The organism is Nocardia altamirensis NBRC 108246, from assembly GCF_001612685.1.
In the GTDB taxonomy this organism is placed as follows: Bacteria; Actinomycetota; Actinomycetes; order Mycobacteriales; family Mycobacteriaceae; genus Nocardia; species Nocardia altamirensis.
This window is the reverse complement of record NZ_BDAY01000005.1, coordinates 181,972-202,023: the sequence shown is the minus strand read 5'-3', so window position 1 is coordinate 202,023 and position 20,052 is coordinate 181,972. Positions and strand designations below refer to the sequence as shown.

7 protein-coding genes are annotated in these 20,052 nt (G+C 66.5%); 3 read left to right on the top strand and 4 right to left on the bottom strand.

The window, feature by feature from the left end:
• Positions 1-8: 8 nt before the first annotated feature.
• Both NA11_RS02920 and lexA read right to left on the bottom strand, forming a co-directional pair.
• Positions 9-2,030, bottom strand: coding sequence for an ArnT family glycosyltransferase (locus NA11_RS02920; RefSeq protein ID WP_069160213.1), 2,022 nt, complete (start codon positions 2,028-2,030; stop codon positions 9-11).
• Between the two features lie 123 nt (positions 2,031-2,153).
• Entirely contained in the window at positions 2,154-2,810 is a 657-nt protein-coding gene (lexA, locus tag NA11_RS02915) for a transcriptional repressor LexA (protein WP_069160212.1), read from the bottom strand.
• Between the two features lie 369 nt (positions 2,811-3,179).
• Between lexA and NA11_RS02910 the strand changes: the two genes are divergently transcribed.
• From NA11_RS02910 to nrdR, 3 genes are all read left to right on the top strand, one after another.
• Positions 3,180-3,701 carry a hypothetical protein gene (locus NA11_RS02910; RefSeq protein WP_069160112.1) on the top strand — a complete coding sequence of 174 codons (522 nt, stop codon included), beginning with the start codon at positions 3,180-3,182 and terminating at the stop codon, positions 3,699-3,701.
• Between the two features lie 125 nt (positions 3,702-3,826).
• The gene (locus NA11_RS02905; RefSeq protein ID WP_069160111.1) at positions 3,827-5,083 is read left to right on the top strand and encodes a hypothetical protein; all 1,257 of its coding nucleotides are present in this window, start codon (positions 3,827-3,829) and stop codon (positions 5,081-5,083) included.
• Between the two features lie 196 nt (positions 5,084-5,279).
• Positions 5,280-5,756 carry a transcriptional regulator NrdR gene (gene nrdR / locus NA11_RS02900; RefSeq protein ID WP_069160110.1) on the top strand — a complete coding sequence of 159 codons (477 nt, stop codon included), beginning with the start codon at positions 5,280-5,282 and terminating at the stop codon, positions 5,754-5,756.
• A 58-nt stretch (positions 5,757-5,814) separates the two neighbouring features.
• Here the strand turns inward: nrdR and NA11_RS02895 are convergent, their stop codons facing one another.
• Together NA11_RS02895 and hrpA are read right to left on the bottom strand one after the other, a co-directional pair.
• Positions 5,815-15,510 carry a sigma factor-like helix-turn-helix DNA-binding protein gene (locus NA11_RS02895; protein ID WP_069160109.1) on the bottom strand — a complete coding sequence of 3,232 codons (9,696 nt, stop codon included), beginning with the start codon at positions 15,508-15,510 and terminating at the stop codon, positions 5,815-5,817.
• 229 nt (positions 15,511-15,739) lie between these two features.
• Positions 15,740-19,972: an ATP-dependent RNA helicase HrpA gene (gene hrpA / locus NA11_RS02890; protein ID WP_069160108.1), complete on the bottom strand. Its 4,233-nt coding sequence runs from the start codon at positions 19,970-19,972 to the stop codon at positions 15,740-15,742.
• Positions 19,973-20,052: the final 80 nt, after the last annotated feature.

Genomic DNA, 20,052 nt, shown 5'->3' with positions numbered 1-20,052 from the left:
CGCGAGGGTCAGTGCGGTGGGGTGGTGAGGTTGTAGACGGCGACGTTGCCGTAGTAGGTCGGGGTGTAGTGGGCGGCAACCCAATTCGCGATGTCCTTGTTGCCGGAGGGGCGCCAGCGGCCGGGTGCCGAGGGTGACTGTTGGCCGGGGTCGGTGAGGACTCCCGGTTGGTCGGTGACCTTCCATGAGTCGGGCAGCTGGACTTCTTGCGCGAGGTAGTAGGTCACCTGGCGGGTGCGGACGAGGTTCTCGAAATCGGCGAGGGTCGGCACCGGGTCGTCGGAGGTGAAGCCGCCGATGGCGATCACCGGTGTGCGACTTGCCAATTCGAGGCTCGCGGCGACCGAGGACCGGTCCACCGCCGCCGACCAGGTCGTCGTTGTGTCGCGCAGCAGCGCAGCCACTTGCGGTTCGGTCGAGCCGTCCATGAACGCGGTGACGGCGCGCCGGAATTGGTTTGTGGGGCCTGGCCTTTCGGGCTTGGCGGGACCGACGGACGGACCGCCGCCGACGTGCTCCTGTGGCAGCGTGGCGGCCGCGTAGGCGGAGGTGCCGCCGAGTCCGGCCAGGACACCCGCGACCACCAGCACCGAGACCGCCCGGGTCGGCAACCGGCGCGACATCGCAGGAAAGGCGGCGGCCAGCAGGCCCAGTGCCGCGAGTGCGGCGACCAAGAGCAGCGTCCAGCGCAGCCACGGCAGCCATTCCGCATTGCGCTGCAGTAGCACGAACGCCCAGCCGCCGGTCGCGAGAACCAGTGCGGCAGCACCGATCCGGCCGAATGCCTCGTCACGCCGTCGCCACGCCTCGTACACGCCAAGCGTGAACATCCCCGCCACCGCAGGCCCGATCGCCAGCGTGTAGTACGCGTGCATGCCACCCTGCATGGTGGTGAACGCGACGCCATCGATCACCAGCCACAGGCCGAAAACCAGTGCCGCACCGCGCAGTTGATCGGTACGTGGTGCCCGCCATCGGGATATCAGCACCAAGACGAAGGCAAGCAGCGCGGCAGGCAGCAGCCAGGAAATCTCGAATCCGATTTCCCCGGTGAACATCCGATCCGGACCCGACCCGCTGAAGCCGCCGAAACCACCGAAGCCTGTGCCTACCGAATGCGGCATTTCATACCCGGGTGGCAGCTCGAAATGGTTGCCGCCCCGGTGATTATGTCCGAGGAATCGTGCGAATCCGTTGTAGCCGAGCACCAGATCCATGAAGGTGTTGTCGGTCGAGCCGGCCAGATAGGGGCGCGACGAGGCGGGCCACAGCATGGTCAGCAGCACATACCAGCCGGACGACACGATCAGTGCCGCGGCGGCGCCGAGCAAGTGCCACAACCGGTTCCGCAGTGACGTCGGCGCGACGAGTAGATAAGCGATGGCCAGCGCGGGCAGCACCATGAGCCCTTCGAGCATCTTGGCGAGAAAGGCGAAGCCGAGCGCGACCCCGGCCAGCATCAGCCACCGTGCGCCTGCGTGGCGCAGCGCACGGATCGTGCAGTAGGCGCCCGCGGTCATCAGCAGCACCATCACCGCGTCCGGGTTGTTGAACCGGAACATCAACGCCACCACCGGAGTCGCCGCGAGCACCGCGCCTGCGAGCAGCCCGGCGCCCCGGCTGTCGGTTGCCCGGGTCACCGCCGCATAGAGCAGCGCGACCGCGGCGACCGCCATCAACGCCTGCGGGACGAGCATGCTCGCACTGCTGAACCCGAACAGCTGCCCGGACAGACCCATCACCCATTGCGATACCGGTGGCTTGTCGACGGTGATGAAATTGCCCGGATCGAGCGACCCGAACAGCAGCGCTTCCCAATTCCGCGACCCGGCCCAGGCGGCAGCGGCGTAGAAGTTGTTGCCCATGCCGTTCACGGTGATGTGCCATAGGTAGGCCGCTGCGGTGCCGATCAGGAGCGCGACCAGTCCCACTCGTTCCCAGCGGCGCGCCGGTAGCAGGCCCGCCGGTGGGGGAGCGGTGGTGGTGTCGGTCGCATCGGGCAGGGCCGGTTCGGCGCTGATCGTGGTCACCGCAGGAAGCATGACCGGCGCACCGGTGAGGATCCTGGGTGCTGTCTGGCAATGTGCTGTGAGCTCGGCAACGACAACGGCCGCACGGATTTCCGCGCGGCCGTTCGTGTGTCGTGCCTGCGGTCAGATCTTGCGAATGACCGTGACGACCTTGCCGAGAATCTGCGCGTCGTTGCCGGGGATCGGTTCGAACACCGGGTTGTGCGGCATCAGCCAGACATCCTTGCCGGTGCGCTTGAACGTCTTCACCGTCGCCTCGCCGTCGATCATGGCGGCGACGATGTCACCGTTGTCGGCGACGTTCTGCTGGCGCACGACCACCCAGTCGCCGTCGCAGATCGCCGCGTCGATCATCGACTGCCCGACGACCTTCAGCAGGAACAGCGAGCCTTCGCCGACCAGCTCGCGGGGCAGCGGGAACACGTCCTCCACCGCCTGCTCGGCCAGGATCGGGCCACCGGCGGCGATCCGGCCGAGGACCGGAACGAACGTCGGTGTCGGCCTGCTGGAATCGCCGACGCCGCTTTCGGTGTCGTCGACGGCGGCGACGTGCAGGCTGGTGACCGCGCGCCCCACCTCGTCGAGGCCTCGGACGTCAACGGCGCGTGGACGATTCGGGTCGCGCCGCAGGAATCCCTTGCGCTCCAAGGCGCGTAGCTGATGGGCCACCGAGGAAGTGGATGTCAGCCCGACAGCGTCGCCGATTTCCCTGATGCTCGGCGGGTAGCCACGTTCGCTCACCGAGGATCGGATCACCTCCAGCACTTTGCGCTGACGCACGGTGAGATCCGCCCCGGTTACCGCCGAGTCGGCGCCGCCTTCGCTCTCGTCGCCCGTGTCGTCTGTGTGCCTCACCACAACCGCCCTTCCTTGCTGTGTCCGGGCTGATCCGCCGCCCGGCATATCTGTGCGAGCTCTGTCCTGAATTTCGTCTCTCGAATCTAGTCCGGTCGCGCCGATGTTTCAAACATCTGTTCGAGGAGTGTCGGGCGTTTCTGCTGACTTTGTCGGTGGGCCGTGGTAGAAATCGAACATCAGTTCTTCGAACACCTGATCGAATAGCAAGACAAAATGACACCACCGAAGAACCCTCAGCTCGACCGGCCCAGCTCGAACACAGACGGAGCACCCACCACGGAGGTTTGTCCGATGAGCACTGCGATCAGCGACATCGACACGGACATCGACACGCCGATTCACCCCGTCCGCGCGACGCTCGAGCCGCGCGGGCTCGACACCGCCGACATCGACACCGCGGACGATCTCGGCTTCGACACTGTCCCGCGCGTGCACCGCGGCACCGCGCGGTCGCGCACCATGGACGTGGCGCATCGATCCGTCGTCGACCGGCGCCCGCGTGGTGCACGACCCGCCGGAGCGCTTGTCGCATACGACCGTGGCACAAGGACTTCGGTGCGGCGTCCGGTGCGTGGCGCACATCCCGGCGAACTGGTCGAGCAGGCGCAGGTCGGGTTCGCCGTGCTCGCCGTTGCGGCACTGCTGAGTGCGCTCGTGGTTGCTGCGCTCATCACGCTCGCGCACCTGCGGGCGGGCGACTGGGGCGGGGCAACGACCACCGGCACCGTGCCGGCGGTGGTCGACGGGCAGTCGCTGACCGACGACGCGGTGCCGACAGGCTCGTGGACCGGCGGAGCCGTTGCGCCGCGCTGACCGTGGGAAACGGCCAGGCAGCGTGGCCGAATTTGTTGATCACAAGATATAACCCGTTGCTATTGTGCTGAAAACGTGACCTGGGCAACACCTTTGCCCGCGAACGAATTCAGGACATTTCGCACATGACACACCTAGTCACCGTCGGGCGCTCCGTCCGATCGCTCGCCCAGATCGCCTGTCTCTGTTTGTGTCTCGTCATCGGGTTCGGCGCGATGCCCGCCGCCCAGGCGGCGCCGGCTTACACCGCGTACCTGGATCTGCCCGCCGTCAACGGCGACGGCGCGGGTGGTGGTGGCCTGAATCCGGCACTGCCACTGGATGAATCGGAGTTGTTCGCGGCGCTCGAGCAGGCGCGGGCCGACGGGGTGGCGCCGCGGCGGTACGCGACGCTGTTGCATCAGTACTGGCTGGTCGTCTCGACCCGCAACGCGGGCATCGACCTCGCGACCTGGGATCCTGTGCGCGGGGTCCGTGCCAACGAACGCACCTTCAACCAGGTGTACGTCAACTATCTGCGGCTCACCACCGCGCACCCTGATTTCTACTGGACCGGGCTGGCGGGCCTCGCGGGCGGCTCCTTCGCCTCCGGGTTCTTCGACATGAGCGACGTGGGTGTGGTGCTCGACGTGCCGGGCATCAACCAACTCGGCAACGCGGTCGCCGATCTGCTGCGCAACACGCCCGAAGAGTTGGTGCGCATGTTGCCCGACGACATCCGGCTGCTCGCCACCGAAGGCTCCCGGCTCAGCGCCGAGGATGTCGCCTGGTACCAGACCCGGCTGATGATCATGCAGAAGCACATCTTCACCGACCTGGTCCCGATGCACGAAGCCTATGTCGCACTGGGGATACGCGGCATCGACGAGATGTACGAGGCGGGTGTGCTCGACGACGACATCCACACCGGTTGGCAGGGAATCGCGGGCGGCACCCGAGACGGCCTCATCGACGCACTGGTCCGGATGACCGACCGCGAACAGAACCGCGTGATCGCCGACCAGTGGGACGTGACCGCGGCGGGCCGAGCGCCGATCGGCCGGGTCCTCACCTACGTGAGCACGGTCGCAGGCAAAGCCGCGGTCCCGGGCGTGCTGGCGCCCGGCGTCTTCGCCCCGACCACCGTGCGCGCCGAGGTCGGCGGCCGCACCATGACGCTGCGTACCCCGCTGCCCAACTTCAACTGGGCCGACCGTGAGCCACGCTGGACCTATCTCATCGGCGACCTCGTCCCGCGGCACGTCGACCTGGAACTGAACCCAGCGCTCGGCCCGGCCGTGCTCGGCGAGCCGTTCTGGAACAAGCTCGCCCGTGGCCGGCTGGTCCCTCGGCTGCCCGAGCTCATCGCCGACCTGACCGCACAGTGGCAGATCGGCGAATAACCCGCGGTCCAGGGTGAGTGAGACAACCTGAGTATCCGGACAGGTATCCTCGAAGGGCTATGCAGGTATTCCGCGTATCGCCTGAGGTTTACCTGGTGCCGGGGTCTAGGCCCCTGTACACGTGCTCGCCGGGACGGTCACCTCGATCGGTTGCCGGGCCGGCCGCGAGCGCGCGCATCGACGAAGGATTTCTCGGATGCATTGCCCGTACTGCCGACACCCCGACTCCCGGGTCGTGGACTCGCGCGAGGCCGACGAAGGTGCGGCCATCCGCCGCCGCCGCGCCTGCCCGCACTGCGGGCGGCGGTTCAGCACGGTGGAAACCGCGATCCTGTCCGTGGTCAAACGCAGCGGCGTCACCGAACCCTTCAGCAGGGAGAAGGTGATTCGCGGTGTGCGCCGCGCCTGCCAAGGACGTGAAGTCGACGACGACGCCCTGAACCTGCTCGCGCAGAAGGTGGAAGACGCCGTGCGCGCCAAGGGATCTCCCGAAGTGCCGAGCCACGAGGTCGGCCTGGCGATCCTCGGCCCGCTGCGCGATCTCGACGAGGTCGCCTACCTCCGCTTCGCCTCGGTCTACCGATCCTTCACCTCCGCAGCGGATTTCGAGCGCGAGATTCAAGAGATGCGCCAGGCCCGCGCCGACGCGGCAGCGATGGTGCCCGCCGAGTAGTCGGCTGGTCGCTGGTTGATATACGCCAACAACTATGTGGCTCAACGTGGTTCGTGGATCATTCCAACTCGCCGTAGGCGGCACGGAGACGTTCGGCGGCCAAGTCGAGTAGTTCCTGTGCGCGCTCGAGTGGGATCTGTAGCTGCGCAGCAGCTTCGGTGACCAGCGCGCCTTCGATGAAGCACAGCTCGACGAGTTCGACCGCGACGTCGGCGTCCGGCAGATCGGCGAGGCTGGTTCGGATGGTGTTCTGCAGAATGACGTTCTCCTGCGGGCGATCCGGGTCACTGATGTTGCTCGCTACGCTGACGCTGCTCGGCCCATCGAACACGGGCAAGTCGGTGGAGACCGACCTCCGTGCCATCAACTCTTGTGCGAGGGTCACGTCTGCCACGGTCAGGCCGAGAGCTTGGGCGATCTCGATATCGTGTGGTTCGCCGCGGCCTTCCTGATAATTGGCCGCGATATATTTGTCGACCGGTTGCACAAATCTTCGATCCGCCCGGCTGAGATGCGGAAATTTCACCTCGAGATAGTCTTCGAACGCGACATTGCGGCAAATACCCCATGCGATCGGAGCAAAGGCTCGGGACGGTATGTGGGATCGCATAGCCCGCACGAACCGGATGCGGGAAATCTGCTCGATATTGTCCTGTCTTGTGCGGTCGTAGACCCAGCGACGTGCTGCTGCCCGCGAAATATGATCGAAACGGAGCAGGAATATATTGAGCGCTGCTTCTTCTTCCTCGGATCCGACGCGGGCGTCGATGATGCTCCGGGCTTCTTCCTGCTCTTTCGGCTGGGCGACGGGTGCATCGGGATCTGAGTAGAAGCATATGGCCGCTGCTTCCAGGTCGTCGGCGGTAATAAAACCTGCGTCGCGGAGTCGCCGCAGGTTTATGAGCGAAGGACGGTGTCGATTCGGACCTGTCACAGTCACCCTGCCCTTGGGGTGGCCGGCGGCTGATTCGAATTCAGTCATGGTTACCCGGTGATGGAGTTGCATTGCACGGAGCCATTCGTTGACGAATTCGAATTCTGCCGGTGCAGGGCGCGTCTCGCCGGCGGGGTCCATGCGGTGGCTGTATCCCCATGCGGCGGCGATGTCATTCCATGGTCCTGCGCGATGCAGGAGGCGGTCGTAGACCTGCAGGGCCAGCGGTTCGGGGCTCGTCGATATCCGAGTCAAGTCGAACTGTATGCCGAACATGCCGGACACCGTGCGGTACGACAGACTGTTCCCTCGCATGAAGTTCTGTAGATACTCGTTGAGGGAGCGGGCTTCGCTCGGGTGCGGGAACACGAGGTTCGGGTCTGTTGGATCGGGGCGTCGCCTGCTCCCGTCCTGAAGGAACGCGTCAAGTCGTTGCCGGGAATGCTCGGTCGGCTCGCCCGATGTGTTTCCCGCGAATCGGCGGTAGATCTGATAGCGAGCCGAGTTCTCTTCCAGGGACAAGGCACGAGTCTCGACGAATTCCCAGTACCTGGCCGCCAACTCCGGTTCGGTGGGATGTTGGAGGAAGCGTTCGATCGCTGCCCGGAGGATTTCGTTCGAGATGATGCCTGCATCCCGGATACTTCGCAGCGCCGTCAGGGTGGGGCGGAGGGCGAACTTTTCTACGCTCGTTGCCCACGATACGCTGTTGCCGGTCGCCGATCCGAATTCCTGCTGAGTCATTCTGCGCCACAGGCGCACGGCTTTCAGCCAGTCGTTCAGCGTGGTGAACTGTGCTGCATCGGGCGCTTTTTCTCCGGCGGGATCCATTCGATAGGTGTATCCCCACGACTCGGCGAGGATGTGCCAAGGTGCAGCCTCGTGCAAGAAACGGTCGTAAATCTCCAACACTCGCAAATCGTCGCTGACGCCGCGCCGTCTTTCGCCATGGTAGAAAAGTTGCACTACGGCTGTGTGCGGAAGATTGTTCGCTTGCCCGAAGTAATGTTGATATTCGTGGAGTGACTTGACATCCCGTACGTCCGGAAACCTCAGGACAGGTGCGGGCAGCTCGGTCGAACATTCAGCTACCTCGGCATATGTCGCAGTACCGGGGAATTCATTCAGATAGAATTCCACGATCTTCCTGCTCGGTTCGCGACGTTCCGCCTCGACATTGCGGATGTGTTCGCGCGATAGCCGCAGCGCCTCGGCGGCGTGGTTCTCTCGTCCATCGCGGCGGTACTTCAGGTAGGCGCCGATATGCGGGTAGCCCTCCGGATAGTGCGCGACTCCTGCGATCGCGAGCTCGGGATGAAACCGCAGAGCGACCGCACCGTAGTGCTGACGTGCATCAGGGATCCGCCGTAGCAGTGCCCGTAGCTGGCCGGTGGTCAGCCATTGGTCGCCGGACTCGACCGCGCGCCATGTGCCCTGCGGTGCATCGATGATTTCGTCCATCTGATCAACGCACAGCGCAAGGTAATACCGCAGTGCGACCATCCAATGATGCCGGTGGTCGAAGTGACGTGGGTGCGGTACCGGTGTCTCGGATTCGGTGACAAGGCGATCAGGATCAGCATCGATCCCGGCCAGCCAGCGTCGTACCTGCTCTTCGCTGAGGAACCGCATGTTCGCGTATTGTGCGAGACCTTGCGTCGGTAGTCCGGCTTCCTGACGGTTCTCCCTGGTGCGAAACCAACGGCGAAACCGGAACTCGCCGGACGAGATGATCGGTTTCGCGGCATCGGCTGCAACTGGATCCCGGCTATCCATCGGGCGCGGGTCTCGTGCCTCCGTCGGCTGTCCTGCGCCTGGCAGCGAGGCCGCGTCGTTGTCGACGACCGTGGCCGATTCCAGCGGGACCAGCACTGTCGGTGGACCGAGGTCGGTGACGAGCCAACCGGCCAGCCGTCGGACAATCCGGCTGAGCATGATGCGCGCGGCAGGCACGTCAACCCCCAAGATCGCTGCCGCTTGCTGATTGCTGAGATCCTGGAACACCTGCAGATCGATGCTTCTGCGTTGCCGCTCGGTCAGCTGTGCGAGATAGCACTGCATGGTTTCTGGATGCTCAGCGGCGGCTTTCACGATCGCGGCGGTCGCATCCCGCCGATCGGTCGTGTCTGCGTCGGCGAGATGCTCTGCCAATCGTGTCGGCGGGCGGACCGAGTCCGGGCGGAACATGGTCGTGAGGAGTGAGATCAACCGCGTTTCGGTCGCATCCTCCAAGTTGCGGCGGCTCCACTCTGCCTTGCCGAGCAGCTGCGCAATGGCGGTTCGGCTGTGCTCCTGCTGGAATCGCAGCTCGAACCAGCGCTGCTGATCCGTCGTGAGCTCGATGAGACACCGATGTACCGCATCCGGGGCGACAGCCATCGCGTCACGGATCATGAACTCACGCTCGCCGCGAGCAAAGGGGCCGCTGTGCTCGAGTAGCGCCAGCGGGCTCGGCTGGTCCACCTCGGCGGCAAGCCATTTCACCATCTGCCACACTCCGAGCTGTTCGGCCTTTGTGACCGAAGGCACGGATTTGTCATTGGCGGAAGCGATCTCGTCTCGACTACGGCCGTCCTGGAAACGCAGCTTCAGGTATTCGCGCTCCAAATTGGTCAGTCTGAGCAGGCCTCGGGTCATTTCCTGCGGATACGTGACGAATCCGTCGGTGACCACCCGCGTCGCCTCGTCGTAGGTCAACGACTCGGCGCGTGCCAACAGCTCGGACATGCTCGGCGGCGCGAGTTCACGGCGCAGCAGCGTGACGAGTTTTTGTGCTCCTTTGAGCCGTGCGTTGTTGACAGATACGGCGGACTTGCCGACGGTGGCGGCTATCTCGGCGACGCTGTGCCCCTGCAGGTGTCTCATCTCGACAGAGCGACGCTCGAAAGCACTCAACGCCGCGAGACATCGAGTCATCACGTCGGGGTGGATGAGCAGGGCGGCACGGAACACCGTCGTCGACTCCTCGGACGTGAGTGTGTCTGTGCGAGTGAGCAGCTGGTTCAGGCGTTCAGCATCGGTGACAGTGCGGTCGTCGGTCGGGCGGCCGTGGATGCGGCCACGGGGGAGTTGGTGGCCGAGAATGTTGTCCGGCTCGGAGGCCACCGGATCCTCCGGGGTGCCATCGGAGTTGAACACCCACCCGTGAAATGTGACCGCACCCGATTCGGCCGTCAGCCTCGCCGCCCATTCGCGGACGGCGGCCTCGCCCCGAGTGATTTCTGTGTACACCAACACCTTGCCGTCGGGGCCCCGCAGCAGCGTGCCGTCGGGCCCGGTCAACGGGAGCTGTTGGCCCACAACGACCTGTCCGTCGTCATCGCGCTTGATCGTTGCCGCGTCCGCGCCCAGGCTCGAGTGGATCGGGCTGTAGTCAGTGACCAGGACGACGGTCTTGCCGAACCGGCGCACCTCGTCGAAAGCTGCTACCGCATCATGGAATCCGCGAATGTTCGCGCGCGCCCATCGGCTGCCGTCGCCTGCTTCGATGCCGCGCAAGGCAGATCCGGTGCGGATCTCGTCGGGTACATCGATCTGTGGCCGTCGGCCTCGTCCCTGCATCGCGAAGTCGACGGCGGCGACCCAGCATGTTCCGGGAATGTCCGCTGCGGAATGCCGTTGGAAGGCAGCGACTCCCCGTGTCGCGACTTCGGTGAACCCGGCGTCCAATTTTCCGGTCAGTTCGTCGATGTCCCGTTCCGCGGCGCTCAACCGGTCGACCAGACTCAGGAGACTGTCGATGGTTTCGATGCGGCGAGCGTGGCGCAAGGCCGCATAGTCGGCGGGCAGCAGCATCGCGTCGTCGATCCGTGACAGTTGGTCGACTATCGCGCGCACCCACGATTCAGTCAATGCGGCAGGATCGACCACGCCATGCTGTAGGTCGGTCTCGGTCAATGCTGAAGCGAGGCCTTCGCATTCGCCAGCACGTTGCACGCGCAGCGGTTCCTCGTATGACGCCGAGTCGGCGAATTTCGGCAAGCGATGGAGGTCGATGGCGCGGAGAGATCTCGAGAAGAGCGCGGTCATCGATTGGTGGTCGGCAACCCGGCGATTGTGCCTTTCCGCGAGCTCGTCGAGAGTTCTTGCCAGACTGTCGAGTTCGGTGAAGGTGCGTTGCCAGTCCAGCCCTTGTCGCCAGCGCATCTCGCGCTCTCGCCACCGGCCTGCCTGCTCGAGTGCCCGGTCCGTCGCGTCGATGGCTCGGGCCCAAGCGCTGGCTCGATGAAACGAGGTGGCGAGATCCTTTGCCCGGTAGAGGTCTGCGCACAGGGCGAGGGTGTCGATGCGGTCCGGATCGTCGGATTCGGCTCGGCCCGCGGCATGCAGCCAGATCTCTACCTGGCTCCTGGTCACCGAGGCGATGTCCACGGACTTGTGGCGTGCCACCCTTTCTCGGGTTTGTTCGAGGAGATCGTCGACCTGCCGGAGTTCTGCGGAGTCCGGTGCCATGGCGTGTGCCGGGGTGATGCGGTTCGTGTCGACGTAATGGAATGCCTGTGCGGTGACTTGTCGATACAGCTCGTCCAGGTGGTGTCCGATACGCTCGGAACGCTGCGCCGCGCCTGGATCGACGAATCTCGGCCGCTCGCCGGTGATTTCGTGCATCACGTCGGCCAGTTCCACGTCGAACTCGTGGTTGGCGCGCGCGAGCTCCAGATCGCGACGATAGTGCGCCGCTCCCCATTCCGTCAGCGTCCTGAGTACCTCGAATTCCGCTGCGACCTTGGGCAGGAGCAGGTCTCTGGTGCGCTGCCAGGTCGCCTCGTCGACCTGCCCAGTACCTTGGACGGCGTCCAGCAACGAGGACACGGTGAATGGGTTCGGCAACGCGAGGCGGTCGGCCGGAGGGAGCTCGGGCACCTCGTCCGCGAGAAGACTGTTCGTCAACTCAGTCGCGATTGTGTGCGGGTCGACCCCGAGCAATGCGGCGAGCCGGGTGCGGACCTCAGCCGATCTCTGGTCGAGTCGCTCCTGCGTCGGCAAGCCGGGACGCAATTCTTCGTGCGGAATGTCGTACTGTGCCGAAATCCAATCGATGAAATCGGGATCGGTCCCAGGCAGGATCGGCGCACTCGCCAGCGTATCGATCTGTGCGGCATGCCTTTCCAGTCCGCGCACCAGCGCGGCAACCCACAGCAGCCGGTCGCCGATCTCGGCATGTCCATCGACGGCGCGGTCGAATTCACCTCGTAGCTGAGCTCTGGCCCGATCAAGCAGAACGAGGACGGTGACTCTGGTGACGAACCGATCGTGTTCTTCGACCGCGTGCATCGCAGCGAATGCGATGGTGAACGCGCCGAGCGCACCGTCGAGCGCTGCATCGGGCCTGCTCGCCTCGATCCGCCTGGTCGCCTCCGCGATGCGAAGGGGATCCTCGAGGTCTTCCGGGAACAGTTCGACCAGTCCGGCCGCGGTGAGCTGCTCGGCAAGGCGCTCCCGTGCGTCCGCCAGCCGATCGGCCCAGCGCACCCGGGTCGGCGAGCTGCTCGGCAGCACTTGATCGACCTCGATGCTCGAACCCTCGGCGGCGAGCGATCTCGCGATCGCGCTGCGCCACAGTGGAATTTGTGCTCGTGCCGCGCGGGCGTGCTCGGTCAGCGTGGTACCGATGCTGTCACCGATCATGGGTACCGGCGTGCCGATGGCGTTGCGCAGGAAGCGATAGGCCTCGGTTTGCTGGGCGCGCAGCTCTTTCCAATAGCGCAGTGCCTCGGACAGGCGTCGAAGATCCCGGATCCGTGCGTCGGGCGGACCGCCGAGCGCGGCCGCGTCCGCTTGTGCCTGAGCCAACGCCCGCTCGACGTTCAGGTGCCCGACGGTGTCCGGGCGAATGTCGCCGAATCCGAGTCGTGTTGTCTGGTTACGTATTTCCGCGGTGAGGTTGGTCAACCACGTCGAACGCCGACGCAGGTCGATCGCGATGGCGTCGACCTCGTGTGCGTCGACGCGCACGTCACTCAAATGATCGTCGCAGTCGGCGAGGATATCCGCGGCGCGCACATCTTCGCCGAGTTCACGCAGGTGTTCGGCGAGCTCGACCACGGCAAGCGGATACCGTTCAGGATGCTGCGCGATGTCGGCGATGCGCAGCGACGTGTCACCCGCGGGCAGCAATTCGAGGAGTCGCGCGCGTGTCGCAACGTACTGGCGTTTCACCTCGTCGGGGTTCGGGTTGCCGAGTCGCTCCAGATGGCGGCTCCGGTCGGCGAGCAGCCGCTCCGCGCGCGTGCGCAGGGTGACCATTCTGGTGACGGCTTGCACGAAGGAGTCGATCTGGACAACCAGCGCCGCAAGGGCTTCCGCGGTGTCGAGGCTGTCCGCGACCGCGTGCGCCAGGACGAACTCACGGACCACTGCCGTGGGATCGAGCTCGGTCGCGTCCGCGATCACCGCGTCGCGTTTCTCCACTGCTCGTGCCACGTCCGCCATGTCCTCGGCAGTGAATCCGAGCGCCCGCAGATCATCGCGCAGATCGCCGAGGGCGTCCTGTAGCTGACTCCGATCTGCCTGGGACAGTGGCTGATTCGGATCGATGCCGAAGGCGGGGCCGAAGTTGTCGAGCACAGTACGGGCTTGGGACAGTTCGGCAAACACATCTGCCCGAATTGCTTGCAGGTTGTCGAGTGGTGGCGCATCGGCAGCGCCGGGTTCGCCGGTTCTGGCATCGTCGGCGGCGCTGCCCCCGACATTGTCGGCGCTGCTCGCGGTGCCGTCGGCGTTTGATGCGGCATCGTCCGGCCCGTCGTCTTCGGGGTGCGGTGGTGGCGTGCCTTCCGCAGCCATAAGCGGCTCGTCCACGGACGGATAGGGCATCGATGGCGACACAGTCGGTGGATCACCGATCGGCGGCGGTGTCCGATCGATCTTCGATGGATCGCTGATTTCGGTCGGCGCGATGATCACATGCGGGTTCGGATCGGTCGGATCCAAGGTCGGTGGTGTGGGAGGTTTCGGGGCATCGGGACGGTGCGCATCCGGAATCACTGGCCCGCCAGGTTGTGCCGGAGCCGACCATGCTGGTTCGGCAGCGCCTGCCGTTCCGTGGGGTGACGGGTCGGGGACCGAGTTCGGTCCATGGCCGGATCGGTGCGCCGACGGAATGGGCTCCGGTCCGTGGGGTGACGTGCCAGGAGCCGGGTCGGGGACAGAGTTCGGTTCGGGACCGGCCCGGTGCGCCGACGGGATGGGTTCCGGGAGCGCGTTTTCCGAAGGTGGCGTCGGCAATTCACCGAACGTGCTCGGCGTTTCGTTGACGCTGCGACCGCCGGGTTCGGCGAGCCCAGCGGTTTCCGCCGGACGCGGCCCGGCGGTCTCCGCCGTCGGGCGCGGTGCCGACGAGAGTTCGGCCAACTGCGAAAGTGCTTCGGCCTCGGCCATTCTGGCGAACTCCGCAGCAGGATTGCCCGTTGGGTCCGCACCCGGCGGCCGCCAGTCGCCGATGTCGGGAGCCTGCTCCAGCACGGCCTGCCGCGCGTTCGCCGTGATCGGCTTGCCGATCGACCCGTCGAAGATCACCCCTTCCTGTGCCGTCAGCGACCCGGGTATCCGGCCTGGCCCCAGATCCACCGACCCGTCCCCGCCGCGAACGAACGATCCGAAGCCGCCCCGATCGGGAACGAAGCGCGCCTCGCCACCGGATCCGCCTGCCGGTACCAGACCGGCTCGACCCGGCGCGGTCATTCCGCCATCGCCGTAAACGCCGCCAGGCCACCATGGTTGCGGCGCACCGCCACCGTCTTCGGTAGCGAAGCCGCCGCCATGGCCGTCCCCGCCGGACTCGCCACCGGCCGGGCGGATCCGGCTGCCGGGACCGATGAACTCCACCACCGGGTCGGTTGCCTGTGCCAGACTGCGGAGTTCGTCCAGCGCCGCGATCTCATTGCTCCGACTCAGCCGGTCCAGCACCACGTTCGGCTCGGCATCGGCCGAGAGCTGCTCGACCCCAAGGGAATCGATTCGCTCAGTGGCAGGCGAAGTCGTGTCGGCAGCACGGCTCGTCGCGATCGCATGCGCGGCCGACCCAAGCAGCGCGCCGCTGACGATGTGCATCGGCGTCACATCGAACTGCCCTGTCACCGCGGACACGCCTGCCGTTGCGCCGAAAGCTCCGAACACTCCTGCGGTTCCGCCGACCAGGACGGTGCGGCGCCATCCCGGCAGCGCACGATCGACGAGCAGACGTTCGGCGAGGAGGCCGCCCGCGCTACCGGCGACCGCCGAACCGGCGCCCGACATCCCTGCTGCGACAACAGATGTCCAGTCGATCGTCCGCCGCGTCGGCTGCACCGCTTGCAGCCCCAGATCTACGCCGGCCTGCACCGACCCGAACACCAAACCCTCGATCGCAACCAGACCGGCCCGTGCACTCGCCATCGCCGCTGACTGGATACCGATTCGGGAGATCAGCCCTTCGAGCAGTGTGACGAACTGCGCCTGCGCGCGCAGCACACTCGCCGCATTCGCGCCGACGGCCAGCACGGTGAGCAGCATGAGGAGCATCTCCTGCTGCGCCTTCTCGACGTCGTTGGCGAGCCCGTCCAACCAGTCGGCCACCGCGGTGCAATACGTGGACAACTCCGCCGAACCCGCGCTCACCTGTCGCCCCGACTCGACTGCCGCAGTGCCGAAGTCGCTGCTTTGGTGCACCGACCCCTGCAATCGATGAACCAGATTCGCCACGGCTGACTGCACGCCGACACAGTCGGCGGCCTGCGCGCGCCACGCGGCCGCCAAGCGACGCAGCGCCGTGGGATCGCCCTTCGGGAACTCGCCGCCGAACACCGCGGCTTCCGCGAAGTCGACAACCGACGGGCTCATGTCAACCTCGATCCGGAACGGCGACCCCGCGTCGCACATCGCCTATCGCCAGCACACTCCACACTCGTCGTTCACCGCACGCGCCGACACCATCGCATTCCGCGCGGACATCAGAGTTGTCGCAACATTGTGACGGCGGTCCGATCCGACCTGGTCACCACGGCTGGGAGGTGCCGGGGCAGTCACCCGTCCGAGAAAGCGGCCCGCCACCGCACGGCGAGTGGCGTGGCTACCGGCGGATCGCGGCGATCGCGCGTTCTATCCGCTTGACGGACACCGGGTATGGGGTGCCGAGCTTCTGCGCGAACAGGCTGATCCGGAATTCTTCGGTCATCCACCAGATTTCGGTCACCGCGGCGGCGTGGCGGCGATTCTCGGGCAGGGAGTTCACCAGACGGTCGTAGGCGGCCATGGCGCGGTCGAGTTCGATCATGCCCTGGCGGTCGCGCACGGCGGAACCGGGGAGGGTTTCCAGACGGGCGACGGCGCCTTGGAGATAGCGGGGGAGTTCGCGCAGCCGGGTGCTGCCCCATTCGGAGACGAAGCCGGGGAAGACCAGGTTGTCCACCTGGTCGCGGACGTCGTCGGCGATGTCGCGCTCGGTGGTGTTCGCCAGTGCCGCCGAAACCCGGTGTGCCTCGGCCAGAATCGGGACGACGAGGCGAACCAGCTGGGCGACGGCGGAGGTCAGATCGGGGCGGATCTTCGCGACCAATCCGGCGAAGTCGTCCGGATTGTGCACGGGTCCGCCCGCGGCGGCGATGAGCTCGTCGGCGGCAGCGGCGCGGCAGTCCTCGACCAGCGCCTCCAGTGATCCGTACGGATTCTGGCTCAGCGCAAGACGTTCCGTGGGTCGCAGGCCTGCGGTGACGGTGCGGGCCGAGGTCGGTAATGCGTTCAGGACGAGGGCGCGGGTCCCGGCGCGCATCGCGGCGGTCTGGGCGGCGGGCGAGCTGAGCACGCGAACGGCGACTCCCTCGCCCTCCGGAACCAGGGCGGGATATCCGGTGACGGTCTGCCCGGCGACCTCGCGCCGGACCGTCGGCTCGACGGTGCCGAGCGATTCCGACGTCCAGACCGCGGCGGGGGCACGTTCCGCCCCCGCGGTCGCCCGCGCGACGGACGCGGAAACCTGTTCGGCCAGCTGGGTTTTCAAAGCCGCCAGACTCTTGCCGCGGGCCAGGGTCTTTCCTGTGGCGTCGATGGCGGCGAAGGTCATGCGCAGGTGATCGGGTAAGGCCGCCGGATCGAGGTCGCCAGGGTCGATCGTGATCGATCCGAGCCGCGACAACTCCCGCGCCAACCCGGTGCGCAGCGGCTCTGCGCGCGGTGTCAGCGCGGCCAGTGCCGCCGCCGCGAAGTCCGGAGCGGGAACAACGCTGCGCCGCAACGCCTTCGGGAGGGTCTTGATCAGTGCGGCCGCCAGCTCGTCCCGCATGCCCGGCACCAGCCAGTCGAAGCCGACGGCCCGCACGTGGGCCAGCTGCTCGACCGGGATGCGGACGGTGACACCGTCTTCCTCGTTGCCCGGCTCGAATTGATAGGTGAGCGGGAAACTCAGCTCGCCCTGCCGCCACGCGTCGGGGAAGGCCGCCGGGTCGAGCACTGCCGCGCCCTCGTTGACCACGGTCGAGGTCGAGAAGTCCAGCAGCGCGGGGTCTTTGCGCTTCGCGGATTTCCACCAGCTGTCGAAGTGGCGCACTGAAACGATGTCGGCGGGCAGGCGCTTGTCGTAGAACTCGAACAGCACCTCGTCGTCGACGAGGATGTCGCGGCGGCGGGCACGATGCTCCAGGTCGGCGACGTCGTCGATCAATTCGCGGTTGCGGTGGAAGAACTCGTGGCGGGTCTGCCATTCGCCCTGCACCAGTGCGTGCCGGATGAACAGTTCGCGCGAAAGTTCGGGGTCTATCCGGCCGTAGTCGACCTGCCTGCCGGTCACCAGGGGGATGCCGTACAGCGTGACACGTTCGTAGGCGCTCGCGGCACCGCGCTTGGTCGACCAATGCGGCTCGGAATAGGTGCGTTTCACCAGATCGCCCGCGAGGCGCTCGGCCCACTCCGGCTCCACCTTGGCGGCGATCCGGCCCCACAGGCGTGACGTCTCCACCAATTCGGCGGCCATCACCCAGCGCGGCGCCTTCTTCGCCAGCGACGAGCCGGGGAAGATCATGAACTTCGCGTTGCGCGCGCCGAGGAACTCCCGCGACTCCGCCTCGCGCACCCCGATGTGGGACAGCATGCCCGCCAGCAGTGCCTGATGAATGCCGACGGAATCCCATGGCATGCCGTCGGATTCGAGCGCCGACCCGTCCGCCGCCTGCGGTGCGTTGCCACGTCCGCGCTTCGCACCGGACTGTTCGCCGGCACCACGAGAGGTATTGGTGCCCTTCGGGGATCCGCCCTGCGCTTCGCCGCCCGCCGATCGTCCACGGGGCGAACCGCTCTCGTGCTGCCTGCCGGTCTGGTCGCTCGAGCCACCGTCGGCCTGTCCACCCTTGCCGCGGGAGCGCCCGCGGCGCGAACGGCCTGCTGCCTGCCCGGAGATAGCGGCGTCGTCCTCGGCACTGTCCGGCGTTGCCTCAGCCGACCAGCCGAGACCCTTCGTGATGGTGCGCAGCTGCCCGTGCAGGTCCTGCCACTCCCTGATGCGCAGGTAGTGCAGGAACTCGTCGCGACACATCCGCCGGAACTGGTTGGACGACAGGGACTTCCGCTGCTCGGTCAGGTAGTCCCACAGCCGGAGATAGGTGAGGAAGTCCGAACCCTCGACGATGAACCTGGCGTGCTTGGTGTCGGCGGCCTGCTGGTTGTCGGCGGGACGCTCGCGCACATCCTGGATCGACAGTGCCGCAACGATGATCAGCACCTCCGCCAGGCAGCCGGTGCCGTGCGCCTCGACGAGCATGCGCGCCATCCGCGGATCGACCGGCAACTGCGCCATGTCCCGGCCGATCGGCGTCAGCGTGAGTCCGACGTCGTCGGACTGAGATGCCTCTGCTGTCCGCCGCCCCAGCGCGCCGAGTTCTTCGAGCAGCGCGATGCCGTCGCGGATCGCACGCTTGTCCGGCGCCTCCACGAACGGGAAGTTCTCGATATCGCCGAGTCCGAGCGCGGTCATCTGCAGGATGACGGCGGCAAGGTTGGTGCGCAGGATCTCCGGCTCGGTGAACGCGGGCCGGGAATCGAAATCGTCCTCGGAGTACAGCCGGATGCAGATACCGTCGGCGACGCGTCCGCAGCGGCCCGCGCGCTGCCGGGCCGACGCCTGGGAGACCGGTTCGATCGGCAGCCGCTGCACCTTGGTGCGCATCGAATACCGCGAGATGCGCGCGGTTCCCGGGTCGACCACGTACCGGATGCCTGGCACCGTCAGCGAGGTCTCGGCGACATTGGTGGCCAGCACGACCCGTCGGCCGGGATGCGGCGCGAACACCCGATGCTGCTCGGCGGTGGACAGCCGCGCGTACAGCGGAAGGATCTCGGTGCGCGGCAGCTTCAGGTCGCGCAAAGCGTCTGCGGCGTCCCGGATTTCGCGTTCGCCCGACAGGAACACCAGCACATCGCCGTCCCCCTCGGCGAACAGTTCGGTGACCGCGTCGCCGATGGCGTCGACCGGGTCGCGGTCGACCACCCTGGTGTCCTCGTCGTCTTCGTCCTCGGCGCCGGGCAGTTCCAGCGACAGCGGCCGATACCGCAACTCCACCGGATAGGACCGGCCGGACACCTCGACAATCGGTGCGGGGGTGCCCTTTTCGTCGGCGAAGTGCCTGGCGAACAACTCCGGGTCGATGGTCGCCGAGGTGATGATCACCTCGAGGTCGGGGCGGCGCGGCAGCAGCTGTTTGAGATAGCCGAGCAGGAAGTCGATGTTGAGGCTGCGTTCGTGCGCCTCGTCGATGATGATCGTGTCGTAGCGGCGCAGCAGCCGGTCGCGCTGGATCTCGGCGAGCAGGATGCCGTCGGTCATCAGCTTGATCAGCGTCCGGTCCGAGGCGTGATCCGTGAATCGGACTGTGTAGCCGACGACATCACCGAGCTCGGTGTCGAGCTCCTCGGCGATGCGTTCGGCGACCGTGCGCGCGGCCAGCCTGCGCGGCTGGGTGTGACCGATGGTGCCGCGGATGCCGCGGCCGAGCTCCAGGCAGATCTTGGGGATCTGGGTGGTCTTGCCGGAACCGGTCTCGCCGGCCACGATCACCACCTGATGCGCGGCGATGGCGGCGGCGATGTCGTCGCGGCGCTGGGTGACCGGCAGTTGCTCGGGGTAGCGGATCTGCGGCACCGCCGCACGGCGTGCGTCGATGCGGAGTTCCGCGGCGGCGATCTCGCCCGCGACCGCGGCGAGGTCGTCGCCGCGTGCTCGGTCGAGTCGGCGTCGCAGCCGGTACTCGTCGCGGAGGGAGAGATTCGCCAGGCGGGTGCGGAGCTCGCGGGGTCCGGTGTCAGCTGTCCTGGTCATTGCAGTGATAAGCGTAGCGAAGGGCGGCAACTGGGTTTTCCGTCAGGCAGTGCTGTCCGGTAGCCACCGGTGTGCCGCCG